This window comes from Sanguibacter sp. A247 (assembly GCF_052324925.1).
Lineage (GTDB): Bacteria > Actinomycetota > Actinomycetes > Actinomycetales > Cellulomonadaceae > Flavimobilis.
Genome location: NZ_JBQPRE010000002.1, coordinates 20,461 through 37,392, shown reverse-complemented (window position 1 = coordinate 37,392; position 16,932 = coordinate 20,461). Strand labels below are relative to the sequence as shown.

Annotated in this window: 19 protein-coding genes; 10 read left to right on the top strand and 9 right to left on the bottom strand. The window is 71.0% G+C overall.

What is annotated here, in order from left to right:
• Positions 1–107 precede the first annotated feature (107 nt).
• The 4 genes from ACTVCO_RS04350 (at position 108) to ACTVCO_RS04335 (ending at position 2,287) form a co-directional block, all read left to right on the top strand.
• A complete protein-coding gene (locus ACTVCO_RS04350) occupies positions 108–446 on the top strand; it encodes a metallopeptidase family protein (RefSeq protein ID WP_443727898.1) in 339 nt (112 codons plus the stop codon).
• A gap of 45 nt (positions 447–491) precedes the next feature.
• On the top strand, positions 492–1,475 hold the full coding sequence (gene galE / locus ACTVCO_RS04345; protein ID WP_443727194.1) for a UDP-glucose 4-epimerase GalE: 984 nt from the start codon (positions 492–494) through the stop codon (positions 1,473–1,475).
• Positions 1,476–1,577: 102 nt separating this feature from the next.
• Positions 1,578–1,985 (top strand): phage holin family protein, encoded by a 408-nt coding sequence (locus tag ACTVCO_RS04340; protein ID WP_443727193.1) that lies wholly within the window; start codon positions 1,578–1,580, stop codon positions 1,983–1,985.
• A complete protein-coding gene (locus ACTVCO_RS04335) occupies positions 1,982–2,287 on the top strand; it encodes a DUF3618 domain-containing protein (RefSeq protein WP_443727192.1) in 306 nt (101 codons plus the stop codon). Before ACTVCO_RS04340 ends, ACTVCO_RS04335 begins: the two co-directional genes overlap by 4 nt.
• Before the next feature lie 88 nt (positions 2,288–2,375).
• Here the strand turns inward: ACTVCO_RS04335 and ACTVCO_RS04330 are convergent, their stop codons facing one another.
• Complete coding sequence (locus ACTVCO_RS04330; protein WP_102509979.1) at positions 2,376–2,588, bottom strand: BldC family transcriptional regulator; 213 nt, start codon at positions 2,586–2,588, stop codon at positions 2,376–2,378.
• A 343-nt stretch (positions 2,589–2,931) separates the two neighbouring features.
• Here ACTVCO_RS04330 and ACTVCO_RS04325 point away from each other — a divergent pair, with 343 nt between their 5' ends.
• Positions 2,932–3,111, top strand: coding sequence for a DUF3073 domain-containing protein (locus ACTVCO_RS04325; RefSeq protein ID WP_443727191.1), 180 nt, complete (start codon positions 2,932–2,934; stop codon positions 3,109–3,111).
• A gap of 84 nt (positions 3,112–3,195) precedes the next feature.
• On the opposite strand, the gene purM is transcribed toward ACTVCO_RS04325, so the two are convergent.
• Positions 3,196–4,299, bottom strand: a complete 1,104-nt coding sequence (gene purM, locus ACTVCO_RS04320) for a phosphoribosylformylglycinamidine cyclo-ligase (RefSeq protein ID WP_443727190.1) — start codon at positions 4,297–4,299, stop codon at positions 3,196–3,198.
• Between the two features lie 69 nt (positions 4,300–4,368).
• The gene (gene purF / locus ACTVCO_RS04315; RefSeq protein ID WP_443727189.1) at positions 4,369–5,913 is read right to left on the bottom strand and encodes an amidophosphoribosyltransferase; all 1,545 of its coding nucleotides are present in this window, start codon (positions 5,911–5,913) and stop codon (positions 4,369–4,371) included.
• Positions 5,914–6,117: 204 nt separating this feature from the next.
• On the opposite strand from purF, the gene ACTVCO_RS04310 reads away from it, so the two are divergent.
• The 4 genes from ACTVCO_RS04310 (at position 6,118) to ACTVCO_RS04295 (ending at position 9,880) form a co-directional block, all read left to right on the top strand.
• Positions 6,118–7,158, top strand: coding sequence for a sulfate ABC transporter substrate-binding protein (locus ACTVCO_RS04310; protein ID WP_443727188.1), 1,041 nt, complete (start codon positions 6,118–6,120; stop codon positions 7,156–7,158).
• The gene (gene cysT / locus ACTVCO_RS04305; RefSeq protein WP_443727187.1) at positions 7,155–8,021 is read left to right on the top strand and encodes a sulfate ABC transporter permease subunit CysT; all 867 of its coding nucleotides are present in this window, start codon (positions 7,155–7,157) and stop codon (positions 8,019–8,021) included. The genes ACTVCO_RS04310 and cysT overlap by 4 nt, the downstream gene beginning before the upstream one ends.
• A complete protein-coding gene (locus tag ACTVCO_RS04300) occupies positions 8,008–8,823 on the top strand; it encodes a sulfate ABC transporter permease (protein WP_443727185.1) in 816 nt (271 codons plus the stop codon). Before cysT ends, ACTVCO_RS04300 begins: the two co-directional genes overlap by 14 nt.
• Before the next feature lie 82 nt (positions 8,824–8,905).
• Positions 8,906–9,880, top strand: coding sequence for a sulfate/molybdate ABC transporter ATP-binding protein (locus ACTVCO_RS04295; RefSeq protein ID WP_443727184.1), 975 nt, complete (start codon positions 8,906–8,908; stop codon positions 9,878–9,880).
• A gap of 49 nt (positions 9,881–9,929) precedes the next feature.
• Here the strand turns inward: ACTVCO_RS04295 and ACTVCO_RS04290 are convergent, their stop codons facing one another.
• Positions 9,930–10,358, bottom strand: coding sequence for a hypothetical protein (locus tag ACTVCO_RS04290; protein WP_443727182.1), 429 nt, complete (start codon positions 10,356–10,358; stop codon positions 9,930–9,932).
• A 37-nt stretch (positions 10,359–10,395) separates the two neighbouring features.
• Between ACTVCO_RS04290 and ACTVCO_RS04285 the strand changes: the two genes are divergently transcribed.
• Entirely contained in the window at positions 10,396–10,767 is a 372-nt protein-coding gene (locus ACTVCO_RS04285; RefSeq protein WP_443727181.1) for a sterol carrier family protein, read from the top strand.
• Positions 10,768–10,793: 26 nt separating this feature from the next.
• On the opposite strand, the gene ACTVCO_RS04280 is transcribed toward ACTVCO_RS04285, so the two are convergent.
• The 5 genes from ACTVCO_RS04280 to ACTVCO_RS04260 form a co-directional block, all read right to left on the bottom strand.
• Entirely contained in the window at positions 10,794–12,374 is a 1,581-nt protein-coding gene (locus ACTVCO_RS04280; RefSeq protein WP_443727180.1) for an RNB domain-containing ribonuclease, read from the bottom strand.
• Complete coding sequence (locus ACTVCO_RS04275; RefSeq protein ID WP_443727179.1) at positions 12,374–13,414, bottom strand: glycoside hydrolase family 6 protein; 1,041 nt, start codon at positions 13,412–13,414, stop codon at positions 12,374–12,376. The genes ACTVCO_RS04280 and ACTVCO_RS04275 overlap by 1 nt, the downstream gene beginning before the upstream one ends.
• A gap of 233 nt (positions 13,415–13,647) precedes the next feature.
• Positions 13,648–14,985 carry an NADP-specific glutamate dehydrogenase gene (gene gdhA, locus ACTVCO_RS04270; RefSeq protein ID WP_443727178.1) on the bottom strand — a complete coding sequence of 446 codons (1,338 nt, stop codon included), beginning with the start codon at positions 14,983–14,985 and terminating at the stop codon, positions 13,648–13,650.
• A 267-nt stretch (positions 14,986–15,252) separates the two neighbouring features.
• Entirely contained in the window at positions 15,253–15,984 is a 732-nt protein-coding gene (locus ACTVCO_RS04265; protein WP_443727177.1) for a copper homeostasis protein CutC, read from the bottom strand.
• Between the two features lie 23 nt (positions 15,985–16,007).
• The gene (locus tag ACTVCO_RS04260) at positions 16,008–16,904 is read right to left on the bottom strand and encodes a D-hexose-6-phosphate mutarotase (protein ID WP_443727176.1); all 897 of its coding nucleotides are present in this window, start codon (positions 16,902–16,904) and stop codon (positions 16,008–16,010) included.
• Positions 16,905–16,932 lie beyond the last annotated feature (28 nt).

The following is a 16,932-nucleotide window of genomic DNA, read 5'->3' as shown; positions in this document are numbered from 1 at the left end:
GTCGGTAACTATATGCGCCAGAAGCCGTGCATGCAAAATCGGCGCAGTGCTGCGGCTCCCGAAGCCCCTCCAGCGCGCACACCTGGCACCATAGGGGCGTGATCGAGATGACCCGGGAACGCTTCGAGGAGCTCGTGAGCGACGCGCTGGACGACGTCCCGCCCGAGCTCACCGCGATGATGGACAACGTCGTCATCCTCGTCGAGGACGACGCCCCGGCCGACGACCCCGAGCTCCTCGGGCTCTACGACGGGATCCCCCTCACCGAGCGCTCGCTCGCCTGGACGGGCCTGCCGGACCGCATCACGATCTTCCGCAACCCCACGCTCGCGATCTGCGAGACGGAGGACGAGGTCGTCGACGAGGTCGCGATCACCGTCGTCCACGAGATTGCCCACCACTTCGGGATCGACGACAACGCGCTCCACGAGCTCGGCTGGGACTAGCCCGGTCCCACTGTGCGCGGCGGCAACACCGCTAGAATCGGCCCCATGACGATCCTCGTGACCGGCGGAGCCGGCTACATCGGTGCCCATGTCGTCCGTGTGCTCCACGAGCGTGGGGACGAGGTCATCGTCGTCGACGACCTCTCGACGGGTCGCGCTGATCGCATCGGCGGGGCGACGCTCGTCCACCTCGATGTGGCCTCCCCGGAGGCCGTCGGCACGCTCACGCGCACCATGCGCGACCACCAGGTGAGCGCAGTCATCCACTTCGCCGGCCGCAAGCAGGTCGGCGAGTCCGTCGAGCGCCCCGCGTACTACTACGAGCAGAACGTGGGCGGCCTCACCAACGTCATCACGGCGATGGAGGCCGCGGGCGTCGATCGCCTCGTGTTCTCGTCGTCCGCCGCGACCTATGGCATGCCGGCCGTCTCGCTCGTCGACGAGAAGCTCCACGCAGAGCCGATCAACCCCTATGGCGAGACGAAGCTCATCGGCGAATGGCTCGGGCGCGCCGCGCAGCGCGCATGGGGCCTGCGCTTCGTCGCGCTGCGGTACTTCAACGTCGCCGGCGCCGGCTGGGACGAGCTGGGCGACTCCGCCGTCCTCAACCTCATCCCCATGGTCCTCGACCGCGTCGAGAAGGGGCAGCGCCCCGCGATCTTCGGCGACGACTACCCCACGCCCGACGGCACCTGCATCCGCGACTACATCCACGTGCTCGACCTCGCCGAGGCCCACGTCGACGCACTCCGGTACCTCGCCGAGCCGGAGCGTGAGCACGACGTCTTCAACGTCGGCACGGGCCGGGGCGCGTCGGTGCGCGAGGTCATCGACGGGCTCGCCGCCGTCTCGGGCATCGCCATGGATCCCGAGGTCAAGCCGCGCCGGGCGGGTGACCCGCCGCACCTCGTCGCCTCGGCCGAGCGCATCAACACCGTCCTCGGCTGGCACGCGACCCGCACGTTCGACGACATCCTGCGGTCGGCATGGAGCGCCTGGCAGGCCGGGCCCCGTCGCATCGAGTCATAGTCGCGTCACGGCTCGTCGATCTGCCCCGGATTGAAACCCGCGCCGCTTCGCGGTTGAGTTGACCTAGGCGCCGCGCGCGCACCGCCGACGAAGGCAGGAATCATGAGCACAACCGACGCACCTCAGGGCGAGCCGAGCATCGGCGAGCTCTTCGGCAGACTGAGCGAGCACACGAGTCGCCTCGTCCACGCCGAGATCGAGCTCGCCAAGGCTGAGATGAAGGCGCGAGCGATCCGTCTCGGAGCGGGCGCCGGGCTCCTCGCAGCAGCGGGCGTCCTGGCCCTCTACGCGCTCGACAAGCTCTTCGACGCGGCCGCGCTCGGCCTCTCCGTCCCGATGCCGGCGTGGCTCGGATTCCTCATCGTGGGCGTCGTCCTGCTCCTCATCGTCGGCGTCCTCGCCCTGGTCGGCATGAAGATGCTCAAGGCGGGCAGCCCACCCAAGCCCTCGCGCGCCGCAGCGAACGTCAAGGACGACGTCGACGCACTCAAGAAGGGCCTCGGACGATGATGGCCAAGAAGCCGCTGACCCTCACTGACCCCGGGATCGTCGCGGCCGAGGCTGCGGTGCGCGCCGCGCGAGCCGACCTCACGGCGACCGTGGACGCCCTCAGTGGTCGCCTCGACCCCCGCGTCAAGGCGCAGCAGGCCGCTGCGTCCGCGCGTACAGCCGTCCACGACGCTCAGGGCCTCTTCACCGGTCAGGGCTTCCCCGCCGAGGACCCGCGGCGTTCGCGGAACGTCAAGCTGCTGGCCGGCGCCGTCCTGGGAGCAGTCGCGCTCGTCGCGATCGTCGTCATCAGGCGTCGCTGAGCGCGACGCGCGACCGTACGCCGATGGCCGGGCCCCGTGGGGGACCCGGCCATCGGTGCAACCACCCGCAGGCGGGGTGGCCACGAGATCAGACGCTGGGCGTGCCTGCCTCGGAGGAACCGGCGCTGAGCAGCGCGAGAACCTCGGCCTCGCGGTAGCGGCGGTGGCCACCGAGAGTGCGGATCGCGGAGATCTTGCCAGCCTTGGCCCAGCGGGTCACCGTCTTCGGATCGACGCGGAACAGGCTCGCAACCTCTGCGGGCGTGAGCAGGACTTCAGACTCAGTGCCGTGGACGGGCATGGTCACTCCTTCGTAAGTGTTCAGTTACTGCATGATGTTTCCACCTGCAAGTAAGAAGCGTAGCAAGTCCAGCTGATGATCCCGTGAGATATCGAACACTAATCTCCGAATCAGGACCTACGGGCCCATGGTCGCGCGTTTTTCACGGATGCGCCAGTGCCAGCCGATGCTCCTACGCTGAGCGCAGAACCCGTCCACGAGGCCTGCGTCACGCATCTCGAAAGTGGTCGGAACCCGTCCGTCTCATGTACCGTGGGCCTCGAATGAGACACCACGAGGGGCCGCCCGCGTCCGGAGCCGACGCAGGGCCAGTCCCGCCTCGACTCAAAGGGAGGTCGGAGCCATGGGCCGCGGCCGTCAGAAGGCGAAGCAGACCAAGGTCGCTCGCGAGCTGAAGTACTACACGCCTCCCACGGACATCAAGGCGCTCGAGCAGGAGCTCGCCCACACGAAGCGCTCAGATGTTGCGGTCGACGACCGCGAGGATGACGACAAGTATTCGAGCTGGCGCAACGAGGACTAACGGTCCCGAGAACGCCATACGCGAACACACGAGGAGCGCCGCCCGACGGGCGGCGCTCCTCGTTGTCGTGCGAGTCGGGCTGCGTCAGCGGTAGTCGCCCGTGAGGCGCACCGCGCCCGCCTGGACGCCCTTGGTCCCCGCAACGAGGCCCTCGCGCGAGGCGTCGTCCGTGAGCTGGGCAACCTCGCCCAGGACCCACGCGTCAACACCCAGCGTGCGACACCGTGCGAGCGCTGCGTCTGTGCCCTCAGCACCGACGATCGCCACCATGCCGACGCCGAGGTTGAGCGTGCTCTCGAGGTCGCCGCGCGGAACGTTGCCGAGGCCGCGCACGAGCTGGAAGATCGCGGGCACCTCCCACGAGGACCGGTCGACGGTCGCGACGAGCCCCGCGGGCAGGACGCGCGCGAGGTTGGCGGCGAGTCCGCCGCCGGTCACGTGCGTGTAGGCGTGGACCTGCGCGGCCTGGTCGGCGGCGAGCGCGAGGCAGTCGGCCGCGTAGACCTTCGTGGGCTCGAGGAGCTCTTCGCCCAGGGTGCGGCCAAGCTCGTCGACGTGACGGTCGAGCGCCCAGCCAGCGTGGTTGATCACTGCGCGCACGAGCGAGTAGCCGTTGGAGTGCAGGCCGGAGGCTGCCATGGCGATGAGGACGTCGCCTGCCCGCACGCGGTCGGGCCCGAGCATCGCGTCGGCTTCGACGACGCCAGTGGCCGCACCTGCGACGTCGTACTCGTCGGCTCCGAGGAGGCCGGGGTGCTCGGCGGTCTCGCCGCCGACGAGCGCGGTCCCCGCGATCTCGCAGGCCTCGGCGATGCCGCGGACGATGTCGGCGATCCGCTCGGGGACGAGCTTGCCGCAGGCGATGTAGTCGGTCATGAAGAGCGGCTTGGCACCGACGACGACGATGTCGTCGACGACCATGCCGACGAGGTCGTGGCCGATCGTGTCGTGCTTGTCCATGGCCTGCGCGATCGCGACCTTGGTGCCGACGCCGTCGGTCGAGGTGGCGAGCAGCGGCCGCTTGTACCCGACGAGAGCCGAGGCGTCGAAGAGCCCGGCGAAGCCGCCCACTCCCCCGAGCACCTCGGGGCCGTGCGTCGCGCGCACGGCGCCCTTCATGAGCTCGACGGCCTTGTCACCGGCCTCCGTGTCGACTCCCGCGGCGGCGTAGGTGATCGGCTCGGTCATGTGGCTCTCCTTGGTCGGTCCGCGCGCGGGTGTCGCGCGGGGCAGAGGTGCCGGCCGTGCCGGCCGTGGTCAGGGGTGGTCGAGCGCGGTCGCGCCGCCCGCGCTCACCGTGAGGTTGCGCAGACCGGCCTCGGGCGAGCCGAGGGCTGCCGGGGGCTCGAGGAGGTTCTTGCCGAGCTTGTCCTCGGCAGGGAGCTCGATCGGGTAGTCACCCGTGAAGCAGGCGGTGCAGAGCTTCTCGCGGGGCTGCTCGGTCGCCTCGATCATGCCCTCGAGCGTGATGTAGCCGAGCGAGTCAGCACCGAGGGAGCTGGCGATGGCGTCGGTGTCGAGGCCGTTGGCGATGAGCTCGGCACGCGAGGCGAAGTCGATCCCGTAGAAGCATGGCCACTTGACGGGTGGCGCGGAGATGCGGATGTGCACCTCGGCGGCGCCGGCCTCACGGAGCATCCGCACGAGCGCGCGCTGGGTGTTGCCGCGCACGATCGAGTCGTCGACGACGACGAGACGCTTGCCGCGGATGACGTCGCGCAGGGGGTTGAGCTTGAGCCGGATGCCCAGCTGGCGCAGCGTGTCCGACGGCTGAATGAAGGTGCGTCCGACGTAGGCGTTCTTCGTGAGGCCCTGCCCGAAGGGGATGCCTGAGCCTTGCGCGTAGCCGACGGCTGCGGGGGTCCCGGACTCGGGGACGGGGATGACGAGGTCGGCGTCGACCGGGTGCTCGGCGGCGAGGCGTCGGCCCATCTCGACGCGGGCCGCGTGCACCGAGCGGCCGGAGATCGTCGTGTCGGGCCTGGCGAGGTAGACGTACTCGAAGACGCATCCGGCGCGCTTGACCTCGGCGAAGCGCTGCGAGCGCAGGCCCTCGGAATCGATCGTCAGCATCTCGCCAGGCTCGACCTCACGCACGAACGAGGCGCCGACGATGTCGAGGGCGCTCGTCTCGGAGGCGACGACCCAGCCGCGCTCGAGGCGACCGAGCACGAGGGGGCGCACGCCCTGGGGGTCGCGGGCCGCGTAGAGCGTGTGCTCGTCCATGAAGACGAGCGAGAACGCGCCGCGCAGGCGCGGCAGCACCTCGAGCGCGGTCTGCTCGAGCGTGTGCTCAGGGTCGCCGTGCAGGAGGGCGGTGACGAGGGCGGTGTCGGTCGTGTTGCCGCGTGCAAGCTCGCCGCGCGCCTGCTGGCCGTAGCGCTCGGTGACGAGCTCGAGGAGCTCGGCCGTGTTGACGAGGTTGCCGTTGTGGCCGAGGGCGACGGTGCCCGACGACGTCGCTCCGAGAGTCGGCTGCGCGTTCTCCCACGTCACACCACCGGTCGTGGAGTAGCGGCAGTGGCCAATGGCGATGTGCCCCTGGAGAGCGTCGAGCGCGGTCTCGTCGAACACCTGCGAGACGAGGCCCATGTCTTTGTAGACGAGGATCTGCGTGCCGTTGCTCGTCGCGATCCCGGCGGACTCCTGCCCGCGGTGCTGCAGCGCATAGAGCCCGAAGTAGGCGAGTTTGGCGACCTCCTCGCCGGGCGCCCAGACGCCGAAGACGCCGCAGGCATCCTGCGGGCCCTTCTCGCCCGAAAGGAGGTCGTGATTGAGCAGTCCGTCTCCGCGCAGCGCCACGCGGCAAGTCTCCCACAGTGCCCCCGGAGCCCGGCGGCGCGCCAGCATGCGGACCGGGCGGGCCGGTCCCGGGCGGGCGCGACCTCGTCGAGAGCCGCCGGTCTCATGATGCGGAATGTCCGACGCGATCTGGACCGAAGCGGTCGGGAAGGACGTACGTTCCTCGACACCGGCCCACCCACGGGCCCCGACCCAGGAGCCCGCATGCATGCACGAGATCGCCGCAGGAGCGTGGTAGCGGCAGCCGCCCTCACCATCCTCACGACGCTGGCGCTCGGCGCATGCGGCCCCACCCCGATCGGCGGCGCGGCCGCCCCCGGCCCCTCCGACGCCCCGCTCTCGCTCGTCGGCTTCGCGGTCCCCAAGGCCGCGCACGACGAGGCCCAGCGGGCGTTCGCCGCGACGGAGGAGGGCTCCGCAACGACCTGGACCACCTCATTCGGCGCCTCCGGCGACCAGTCGCGTGCCGTCGCGAGCGGGCTCGACGCGGACGTCGTCCACTTCTCCCTCGAAGGCGACGTCACCCGGCTCGTCGACGCGGGGATCGTCGCCGACACCTGGGACGACGGCACGCACGCAGGGATCATCTCGACATCCGTCGTCGTCCTCGTCGTCCGCGAGGGCAACCCCAAGAACATTCGCGGCTGGGACGACCTCGTGCGCGACGACGTCACGATCGTCACGCCCAACCCCGGCTCGTCAGGCTCCGCTCGGTGGAACATCCTCGGCGCCTACGGCGCCGCCCTCGCCGACGGCGGAACCCCCACGAGCGCCGAGGCCTACCTCCGGGACTTCTTCAACCACGTCGTCGCCCTGCCCGGCTCCGGACGCGACGCGACGACCGCGTTCACGTCGGGCACCGGCGACGTCCTCATCAGCTACGAGAACGAGGCGATCCTCGCCCGCCAGCAGGGCGAGAGCTTCGAGTACGTCGTCCCCGAGGCCACCTTGCTCATCGAGAACCCTGGCGCGGTGACCAAGGACGCGGACCCCCGCGGCCAGCGCTACCTCGACTTCGTCCTGTCCCCCGCAGGCCAGCGGATCTTCGCGTCCAAGGGCTTCCGCCCCGTCACCGACGTCGCCGACATCACCGTCGCGGGCGCCAACGAGCCGGGGGCACCGTTCCCCGTCCCGTCCCACCTCTTCACGGTCGACGATCTTGGCGGCTGGACGGCCGTCAATGCGCAGTTCTTCGCCGACGACGGCCTCGTCACGCGCATCCAGCAAGAGCTGGGCGCCTCGTGACGACCATCGCTCCGGCCCACCCCGCCACCTCCAGCCCGAAGCCGCGACGACCGCGCCGCTCCCACGCACCGCGCGCCCTCAGCCCCGCGTCACGCGTCGGCCTCGGCGTCGGCGTCCTGTGGTTCTCGATCCTCGCGCTCATCCCGCTCATCGCCGTCGTCGTCGAGACCTCCCAAGGCGGTTGGGGCGCCTTCGCGCACGCCCTCACGACCCCGCAGACCGCCGCCGCGATCCGGCTCACGGTGCTCAACGCGCTCGGCGTCACAGTCCTCAACGCCGTCATGGGAACGGTCATCGCATGGGTCCTCGTGCGTGACCGATTCCCCGGCCAGCGCATCTGCGAGATCGTCATCGACATCCCGTTCGCCCTGCCCACGATCGTCGCCGGCCTCGTCCTGCTCAGCCTCTACGGCCCGACGAGCCCCCTCGGCATCAACGTCGCCAACACGCAGTGGTCCGTGACGCTCGCCCTCGCGTTCGTCACGCTGCCGTTCGTCGTCCGCACCGTGCAACCCGTCCTCGCCGAGCTCGACCGCGACGTCGAGGAGGCCGCGTCGTCGCTCGGCGCGCGCCCCTTCACCATCCTGCGCCGCATCATCCTGCCCGCCCTCGTCCCCGCCATCGCGGCCGGCGCCTCGCTGTCGTTCGCGCGCGGCATCTCCGAGTACGGCTCGCTCGTCCTCCTCTCAGGCAACCTGCCGATGCGCACCGAGGTCGCGTCCGTCCGGATCCTCGCCTACCTCGAGAACGGCGACGAGACCTCCGCCGCCGCCGTCGCAACCCTCCTGCTCGGCGTCTCGCTCGTCGCCCTCGTCACCCTCGACGTCCTCCAGCGCAAGGTGGTCAGCCGTGGCACGCACTAGCCCCTGGCTGCGCTACGCCCTGCGCACCCTCGTCATCGTCTACCTCGTCGCGCTCGTCGGCTGGCCCGTGAGCCTCGTCGTCCGCGCCACCTTCGCCGACGGCCTCACGACGCTCCGCGACGCGCTCAGCGACCCGACCGTCGTCTTCTCCCTCAAGCTCACCGTCGCCGTGGCCGTCCAGGCGACGCTTCTCAACACGGTCTTCGGCATCGGCATCTCGCTCCTGCTCGTGCGCACCGACTTCCGAGGCAAGCGGCTGCTGTCCGCGCTCATCGACCTCCCGCTGTCGGTCTCGCCCGTCGTCGTCGGGCTCGCGATCGTCCTCGCCTACGGTCCGCGCGGCACGTGGTTCGGGCCCGCGCTCTCGGACGCGGGCCTCGACGTGATCTTCGCGCCGGCCGGGATCGTTCTCGCGACCGCGTTCGTGTCGCTCCCCCTCGTCGTCCGCGAGGTCGTGCCCGTGCTGCACGAGATCGGGACCGACGAGGTCCAGGCCGCGCGCTCGCTCGGCGCGAGCGGACCTCAGACGTTCTGGCGCATCACGCTGCCCTCCATCCGGTGGGCGCTCATCTACGGCGTCGTCCTCACCCTGGCCCGGTCGCTCGGCGAGTTCGGCGCGGTCAAGATCGTCTCCGGCAACCTCGAGGGCCGCACCCAGACGGCGACGCTCCTCGTCGAGCAGCGCTACCACGACTTCGATCACGCGACCGCGTACGCGGTCGCGTTCCTGCTCGCGGCCGTCTCGGTTGCCTGCATCACGCTCGTCACGTACCTGCGGCCCGCGCACGGCAGCGCCCGATGACCGTTCCTGTCGCCCGACCCGTCCGCTCCGTTCGCCCCACCTGCACCGCCCGACCCGCCCGACCGCTCGCCAAGGAGCTGCTATGAGCATCGTGGTCCGCAACGCCACCAAGCGCTTCGGCGACTTCGTCGCGCTCGACGACGTCTCCGTGTCCATCCCCACCGGCCAGCTCACGGCCCTGCTCGGGCCGTCGGGCGGCGGCAAGTCGACGCTCCTGCGCATCATCGCCGGGCTCGAGACCGCCGACTCCGGAACCGTCTCGATCGAGGGCCGCGACGCGACGCACGAGCCCGCGCGCAAGCGCAACGTCGGCTTCGTCTTCCAGCACTACGCGGCGTTCAAGCACATGTCCGTCGCCAAGAACGTCGCGTTCGGGCTCGAGATTCGCAAGACGCCCAAGGACGAGATCCGCGAACGCGTCGACGAGCTGCTGCGACTCGTGCACCTGCAGCAGTTTGCCGACCGCAAGCCCTCGCAGCTCTCGGGCGGGCAGCGCCAGCGCATGGCGCTCGCCAGGGCGCTCGCCGTACGGCCCTCGGTCCTGCTCCTCGACGAGCCGTTCGGCGCGCTCGACGCGCGCGTCCGCAAGGAGCTGCGTGACTGGTTGCGGCACCTGCACGACGAGTACCCCGTGACGACGGTCTTCGTCACGCACGATCAAGAGGAAGCGCTCGAGGTCGCCGACGAGATCGTCGTCGTCAACGAGGGCCGGGTCGAGCAGGTGGGCTCGCCCGACGACCTGTACGACGCACCCGCGAACCCGTTCGTCATGAGCTTCCTCGGGCCGGTGACGCAGCTGGACGGGCGGCTCGTGCGTCCGCACGACGTCCATGTGTTCACCGAACCGCCCGCGGGGCTCGCCGCATCCGAGGGACGCGTCGTGCGAGCGCAGCGCATCGGGTTCGAGGTGCGGCTTGACGTCGCTCCCGTGAGCTCGCCCGACACTGCCCCGACGACCGTGACGCTCACGCGCGCGGAGCAGCGGGCGCTCGGGGCTGAGGCAGGGTCGGCGGTCTGGCTACGCCCGGCGCCCCACGCCCTCACGCTAGCGAGGTAAGAACGACGCGTCCGATAGCCGATCTGCACACCTCAGGCGTACAGATCCGCTATCGAGAGGGCCGGGACCCTCGGGAGCGACGCGAGCGGCCGTCCGAGATGAGCGCCATGACCAGTGTGACCGCGAGCGTGACGAAGGCGACCTCGAGCGCGAAGATCACACGCGACCAGCCCGGGTGCGAGGCCGGGAAGATCGCATACCCGAGCCCGACGCCAACGACGAGACCGACGACGACGGCGGCGAACGCGAAGCGACCGAAGCGCGGGGCACGACGCAGCGTCGTGCGGTCGAGCACGACGGGGTGGGCCTCATCCGGGTACGACGTCAGACGCGCGGGCGCCTCGTCGACCGCGGGAACCTCGTCGACCGCGGAAGCCTCGTCGTCCGCTGGGGACACGTCGTCCGCTGGGGACACGTCGTCCGGCCGGTCAGGACCGGGGAGGATCGGATCGGGCTGGTCTGCAGACGGCATGCTCACCCCCCGACCTTAACCGCCGGACGCCTACGATCAGGTCATGGCCGCACGACGACGCACCGACCCCGCTGCCGGTCGCGCAGCACTCGCCCGCTGGCGCGAGAATCCAGACGACCGCGCCGCCCGCCGCACGGCCGTGCGGTTCACGCTCGAAGAGATCGCCGAGATCGAGCCGGGCCACGCCGTCGAGCTACGCGTTCCGCCCGACGGCGCCGTGCAGGCGATCGACGGGCCACGCCACACGCGCGACACACCACCCAACGTCGTCGAGACCGATCCCCAGACGTGGCTCCGGCTCGTCACCGGCGCGGTCACCTGGGACGAGGCCCTTGCTGACGGGCGCCTGCGACCGTCGGGCATCCGGGCCGACATCTCACGGCTCCTCCCCCTGCAGGCCGCACGTCCGCGCTGAGCGGCCTGCCGTCACGCGACAGCCAGCTAGCCCGCCACCGGAGCAGACTCGTCGGACGCAGGGCGCGCCACGGTCTCGAACCTCACGACCCGCGCCGTCACATCCGCCTGCGCGAGGCGCACCTTGGCACGCTCACCGGGTTCGAGGCCGACGCCCGTGACCTTCGACCGCACCGCAGGATCGGCCAGGAGGATCTCGCCCTTGGTTCCCTGCTCATTGGCCTCGACGACGACCGCGTCAAAGACGTCCCCCAGCCGTTCCCGCAGCACGGCAGCCTCAACCGCATCGAGACACCCGCGCTCAAAAGCGCCGGCCCGGCGCCCGGTCGTCGCCATGATCTCGGGAAGCTCCGCGAGCCCCGCACGCACACCGTCGGGCACAGGCTCGCCCGCGCACAACGCGACGCAGATCGCGAGCCCGTACCTGTCGACGAGGCGCCGCAGGGGCGCCGTGACGTGCGCGTACGGGGCGGCGATCGCCGCGTGCCGACGCTCCGCGTCGTCAGCAGGCAGCGGACGACCACGCTCGACGTCAAACGCGAGGTACCCGGCGCCGCGGAAGAGCGTCGTGGCTTCCTCCATGAACGCGGCATGCTGCGGGTCGGTGCCGTCGAGCGTCGAGATGAGCCCCGCGTAGGTGAGGTCGCGCGGCCAGTCGATCCCCAACCCGGTCGCAGCCCGACGCAGGCGTCGCACGTCACGCGGGTCCGCCGGCGGCAGCGTCCGCAGCACACCGATGCCGCCGTCGAGCATGATCTGCGCAGCAGCCATGCCCGTGAGCAGGGAGATCTGCGCGTTCCAGCCTTCGACGGGCAGCACGTGCCGAAACTCGAGAAGGGGCACCCCGTCGACGACCGCAGCCTCTTGCTCGGGGACGTCCAACGACACTCCGCCCCGCTCGCGCTCACGGTCCTGGCGAAGCGTTCCCACGTCGCGCAGCAGGCCGAGCAGCCGGGCGACCGCAGCGTCGTCGAGCCCACCCGCGGGGTCCGTCGCACGCTGCGGGACCTCACCGTCGAGAACCGCCTGGGCCTGGGCGTACGAGAGGCGCACGCGTGAACGCACGAGCGACCGACGGACCATGGCTGCCGAGCATTCGCCGCTCTCATCGAGCGTCAGCTCCCACAGCAGCGCGGGCCTGTCGACGCCGGGCAACAAGCTGAGCACGCCCTCCGAGAGCACCTCGGGGTGCAGGGGAACCCGCGTCCCGGGGCCGTACACGGTCGTGCCGCGCTCGCGCGTCGCCACATCGAGCGCGCCGCCGATCTCGATGGCCGTGGGGACGTCGGCAATCGCGTACAGCACGCGGTAGCCGCCATCGCGGCGTTCGATGTGCACGGCCTGGTCGAGGTCCATCGACCCGGGCGGGTCGATCGTCACGAAGGGCACGTCACGCGCGTCGAGCACGTCAGCCGCGTCAGCCGCGTCAGCGGGCCCAGCCGCGTGCGCCGACATCGACGACGCGACACGCTGCGCCACCGCGTCAGCCTCGGCGAGGACGTCAGCCGAGAACTCGTCGGGCAGGTCGAGCTCGGCGCGCAGCTGAGCGAACGACGCGGCGAGCTCTGCGCCGGGACCCGTCGCGAGCCGCAGGGTGTGGCGCGTCATCACTTCACCCGCCGAGCCACAAGACCGAGCGCGTAGGACTCGAACCACTGCCCCGCGGCCGGCCCACCCCCGCAGCTTCCGTCGGACTCCCCGGGGCGCTTGACCCACAGGTAGGCGTCGACCCCGCCCTTCGAGACCCACCGGGGCCGCCGCCCGAGCCCCTGCCTGGCCGGGTTGCACCACGCACCCTTCGCGGTCGCGCGGCCGTTGCGGGACGTGTCGACGACGAACCGCCTGTGCGACGAGCTCACGCCACGCTTCGCCAGCTGTGCGGCGACCTTCTTGCCGTAGGCGACCTCGGCCTTCGTCGAGTTGAAGTTCGAGACGTTGACCGCGAACCCACGTGCGGCGCTCACCCCCGCAGCCTTGAGCCGCTTCGCGGCGGCCGTCGGGCTGTTCCACCGGGAGTGCCCGCCATCGAGGTACACCCACGCGCCGGACTTCGTCAGACGCTTCGTCGCGTCCTTGAGGAGCGCCGTGCGCTGCGAGCCGCCGCACGTGTGACCGAGCGAGTCCGGCTCGAGCACGACGACAGCCCGTGAGCCCTTGAGGCCCGCCGCAACCTTGCGGATCCACGCGCGGTACTCCGTCGCGGTGAAGCCGCCGGAGGACCAGCCTCCGCAGTCGCGGTTCGGGATCGCGTAGAGGACGAGCTGCGGCACCCGCTTCTTCTTCTGCGCAGCCTTGACGTACGCGCGGACGTCGGCCTTGACGGTGCGCGTCGAGTTCCACGTCCCGAACCACCGCGCCTGCGGCGCGGACGCGATGACGTTGAGCCTCTTCGCCGTCGTGCGCCGACCATCGCGTCGCGCAGCGGCCGCAGCCGACGCCGCCTGCGAGTCCGGGTCGACGTAGAGCTTGCGGGACGTCCTCGCCACGCTCCCGCCCCCGTGCTGGCCCGCCGACATCGTCGGGCCGTCGCCCAGGGGACGAGCGACGGGTACGGCCGTGGGCACGGCGACCACGGGCAGGCCCGTGCCCGCGACAAGGCCAAGGGCGAGCAGCCCGACGACAAGGATCCTGTGGGAGCGAGGACGCATGGCGCTCACGCTACCGTCTCCGCCGGACGCGCCCCAGCGGTGCTCGGACCGCTCCGGAGCGCTCCGGAACGGAGCGCGACGCTCCACGGCAGGCCGTTCGTGAGGGACGCCGAAGGCGGGTCGTGAGGGACGCCGAAGGCGGGCTCCCGGGAGGGAACCCGCCTTCGACGACCTGCTGCAGCCCCTGCGGGACCGACGCGCGCGGCCGGCACACCGACCTGGTGCGTGAGACGTCAGATGACGCCGAGCGCAAGCATCGCGTCGGCGACCTTCGTGAAGCCCGCGATGTTTGCACCCGCGACATAGTTGCCCGGCTGGTCGTACGCGTCGGCGGTCGCCGCGCAACGGTCGTGGATGTCGCTCATGATGCGCGCGAGACGCTGCTCCGTGTGCTCGAAGCTCCACGCGTCACGCGAGGCGTTCTGCTGCATCTCAAGAGCGGACGTCGCGACGCCGCCAGCATTCGCCGCCTTGCCGGGGCCGAAGAGGATCCCGGCTTCCTGGAGCAGCTGGATCGCCTTGGGCGTCGTCGGCATGTTCGCACCCTCGGCAACCGCGACGAGACCCGACGCGATGAGCGAGCGGGCGTCGTCTTCGTCAAGCTCGTTCTGCGTCGCGCACGGAAGCGCAACCTGAGCCCCGACCTCCCAGACACGACCACCCGGGACGAACTTGGCCGACGGGCGGCGCTCGGCGTACTCCGAGATGCGCGCCCGCTCGATCTCCTTGACCTGACGCACGAGCTCCACGTCGATCCCGGCCTCGTCGACGACGTAACCGGAGGAGTCAGAGCACGCGACGACGTGGCCGCCGAGCTGCTGCGCCTTCTGCATCGCGTAGATCGCGACGTTGCCGGAGCCCGAGACGACGATGCGCTTGCCCTCGAAGCTGCCGCCCACGGTCTCGAGCATGTGCTTCGCGAAGAAGACCGTTCCGAAGCCCGTGGCCTCGGTGCGGACGAGCGAGCCGCCCCACGAGATGCCCTTGCCCGTGAGGACGCCGGACTCGTAGCGGTTGGTGATCCGCTTGTACTGGCCGAAGAGGTAGCCGATCTCGCGACCACCCACGCCGATGTCACCCGCGGGCACGTCCGTGTACTCACCGATGTGGCGGTAGAGCTCGGTCATGAACGACTGGCAGAACTCCATGATCTCGCGGTTGGACTTGCCACGCGGGTCGAAGTCGGAGCCGCCCTTGCCGCCGCCGATGGGCATACCGGTGAGGGAGTTCTTGAAGATCTGCTCGAAGCCGAGGAACTTGACGATCCCGAGGTACACCGACGGGTGGAACCGCAGGCCACCCTTGTACGGGCCGAGAGCCGAGTTGAACTCGACGCGGAAGCCGCGGTTGATCTGCACGCGGCCGGCGTCATCGACCCACGGCACTCGGAAGATGATCTGACGCTCGGGCTCACAGATGCGCTGGAGCACAGCAGCATCCGCATACTGAGGGTTCTTCTCGAGGACGGGGCCGAGGGAGTCGAAGACCTCACGGACGGCTTGGTGGAACTCCGTCTCACCAGGGTTCCGGCGAAGAACCTGTTCGAAGACGGGCTCAAGTGAGCTCTGCATGGGAAACTCCTCGACATCGTGGCGTGCATTGACGCCAAGTGCTGACGGCACGTATCGATAGGTGGGCACGTCGTGTCCAGGCCGCCAACCGACCACTGTGGCACCGCGAGTCCACGCCTGCCGTGACGTCTCAGGATTCGACCCTGCGCCAGCGGTGCGCCAGGAGGCGAGACCGCGGGACCTCCGCGCTTTCCGCGCTCGGCTCGCTCGGCCGGCGGACGCCGTGCGGGCACGCGCAGCCGGTCCGCATCGCGAGACCGTCGCGCGTCAGTCCCGCGCCGCCCGCACGACGCCACGCACGAGCTGCAGCTCGGTGCCCAGGTAGGTTGCGGCACCGCCGCCCGGCCCCGCAGGCCCGCGGTCGTCACGTTCGACCGACGCAGACAGGTGGACCGCGTCGATACCGACGGCCCGGGCAAGCCCGACGTCCTCGGCGCGCAACCCGCCTCCCGCCATGATCTCGACACCCGTGCCCTCGCGAACCATCTCGGCAAGCGCATCGATGCCGTCGAACGTCCGCGCTGCACCACCCGACGTGAGGACGCGCCACACCCCGAGGTCCGCGAGCGCCCGGAGCGCGACGAGCCGGTCGGGGACGACGTCGAGCGCCCTGTGGAACGTCACCTCACGACCGTCGGCCGCATCGCTCAGCCGCGCGACCGCGTCACGGTCGACCTCGCTGCGCTCGTCAAGCACCCCGACGACGACGCCCGCCACACCCGCCCGCACCGCATGCCGGACGTCGGCCGCCATGAGGTCGAGCTCGTCAGCGTCGTACTGGAACCCGCCCGCGCGCGGGCGCACGAGGACGTGAACGGGCAGCCCGACAGCGACCACCTGCTCGACCGTCCCCAGGGAGGGCGTGAGCCCACCCGTCCCCGCGAGCGCCCCGCACAGCTCGACACGGTCCGCGCCACCGTCACGGGCGACGCGCGCCCCGGCGGCGTCCTGCACCGCGATCTCGACCGCAACCGTCGGCCTGCTCACTGCGCGCTCCACGCCCCGACCCTAGCCGCGCGGACTCAGAGGACCGTGAGGCGGGTCATGAGGGTCTGGGTCTCGCCCGCGGGCAGGCGGACGGCGTCGTCGGACGCGTTCGCCGCCTCGACGCACACGAAGCGCAGCCACCCGTCGTCCGGCACGTCACGCATGGCCGACGCTCCCTCGCCCCACGGGTTCCACACGACCGTCGTCCGCGAACCAGCCTTCGCAACGTTGAGCGTCCGCCCACCCGGCTCCGAGACCGTCAGCTGCGCCGATGTGCCCAGGTAGATGCGGTCCGTCGGGCCCGAGAACAGCACGGGCCCGTCCTGGACCTGGCGGGCGTCGCCGGCGATCTTGTCGAGGTAGGGCCCGCCGCCGAGCCCGTCGAGGCGCACCCGCCGGACGTCGCCCACCGCGACGTACGTGTGCAACGCCTGCGTGAGGTCGGCGGGGTCTGCACCGTGGTTCGTCGTCGTGAGGCTCACGGTGAGCGACGTGCCGACCTCGACCTCCGTGCGCGCCGTGAAGTCGTGGGGCCACAGCGCCGCGAGCGCCGGGTCGACGTCCGCTGGCGTGAGCTCGAACGTGAGGAGGACGGCCCCGCCAGGGCGGTGCTCATCGTCGGGGAGTTCCGCCGCGCCGACGAGCCGCCACGCGCTCGTCCGCGCAAAACCGTGAGCAGGCCCAGCGCCGCCCGGAGGCGGACCGAACCACGGAAAGCACAGCGGGATGCCGCCGCGGATCGCAGTGCCCGGCGCGAGCACCGCGTCGGGCGACAGCCACAACACGTCGCGCACGCCCGCGGGCGCCCACGCGACGACGTGCGCCCCGTACGCGTGGATGCGCGCGGTCGCGGCGGGGTGCTCGACGACGACGAGCGGTGCGTCGCCCACCCCTGGTTCGAGGCGGACGGTGGGCGGCAGGGCGACAGGCACGACGAGCTCCTCGCGGGACGGGCGGTCG

Coding starts and splice junctions, on each gene's coding strand:
- ACTVCO_RS04350 (WP_443727898.1), top strand. CDS start 108: ATGACCCGGGAACGCTTCGAGGAGCTCGTGAGCGACGCGCTGGACGAC.
- galE (WP_443727194.1), top strand. CDS start 492: ATGACGATCCTCGTGACCGGCGGAGCCGGCTACATCGGTGCCCATGTC.
- ACTVCO_RS04340 (WP_443727193.1), top strand. CDS start 1,578: ATGAGCACAACCGACGCACCTCAGGGCGAGCCGAGCATCGGCGAGCTC.
- ACTVCO_RS04335 (WP_443727192.1), top strand. CDS start 1,982: ATGATGGCCAAGAAGCCGCTGACCCTCACTGACCCCGGGATCGTCGCG.
- ACTVCO_RS04330 (WP_102509979.1), bottom strand. CDS start 2,588: ATGCCCGTCCACGGCACTGAGTCTGAAGTCCTGCTCACGCCCGCAGAG.
- ACTVCO_RS04325 (WP_443727191.1), top strand. CDS start 2,932: ATGGGCCGCGGCCGTCAGAAGGCGAAGCAGACCAAGGTCGCTCGCGAG.
- purM (WP_443727190.1), bottom strand. CDS start 4,299: ATGACCGAGCCGATCACCTACGCCGCCGCGGGAGTCGACACGGAGGCC.
- ACTVCO_RS04310 (WP_443727188.1), top strand. CDS start 6,118: ATGCATGCACGAGATCGCCGCAGGAGCGTGGTAGCGGCAGCCGCCCTC.
- ACTVCO_RS04295 (WP_443727184.1), top strand. CDS start 8,906: ATGAGCATCGTGGTCCGCAACGCCACCAAGCGCTTCGGCGACTTCGTC.
- ACTVCO_RS04285 (WP_443727181.1), top strand. CDS start 10,396: ATGGCCGCACGACGACGCACCGACCCCGCTGCCGGTCGCGCAGCACTC.
- ACTVCO_RS04280 (WP_443727180.1), bottom strand. CDS start 12,374: ATGACGCGCCACACCCTGCGGCTCGCGACGGGTCCCGGCGCAGAGCTC.
- ACTVCO_RS04275 (WP_443727179.1), bottom strand. CDS start 13,414: ATGCGTCCTCGCTCCCACAGGATCCTTGTCGTCGGGCTGCTCGCCCTT.
- gdhA (WP_443727178.1), bottom strand. CDS start 14,985: ATGCAGAGCTCACTTGAGCCCGTCTTCGAACAGGTTCTTCGCCGGAAC.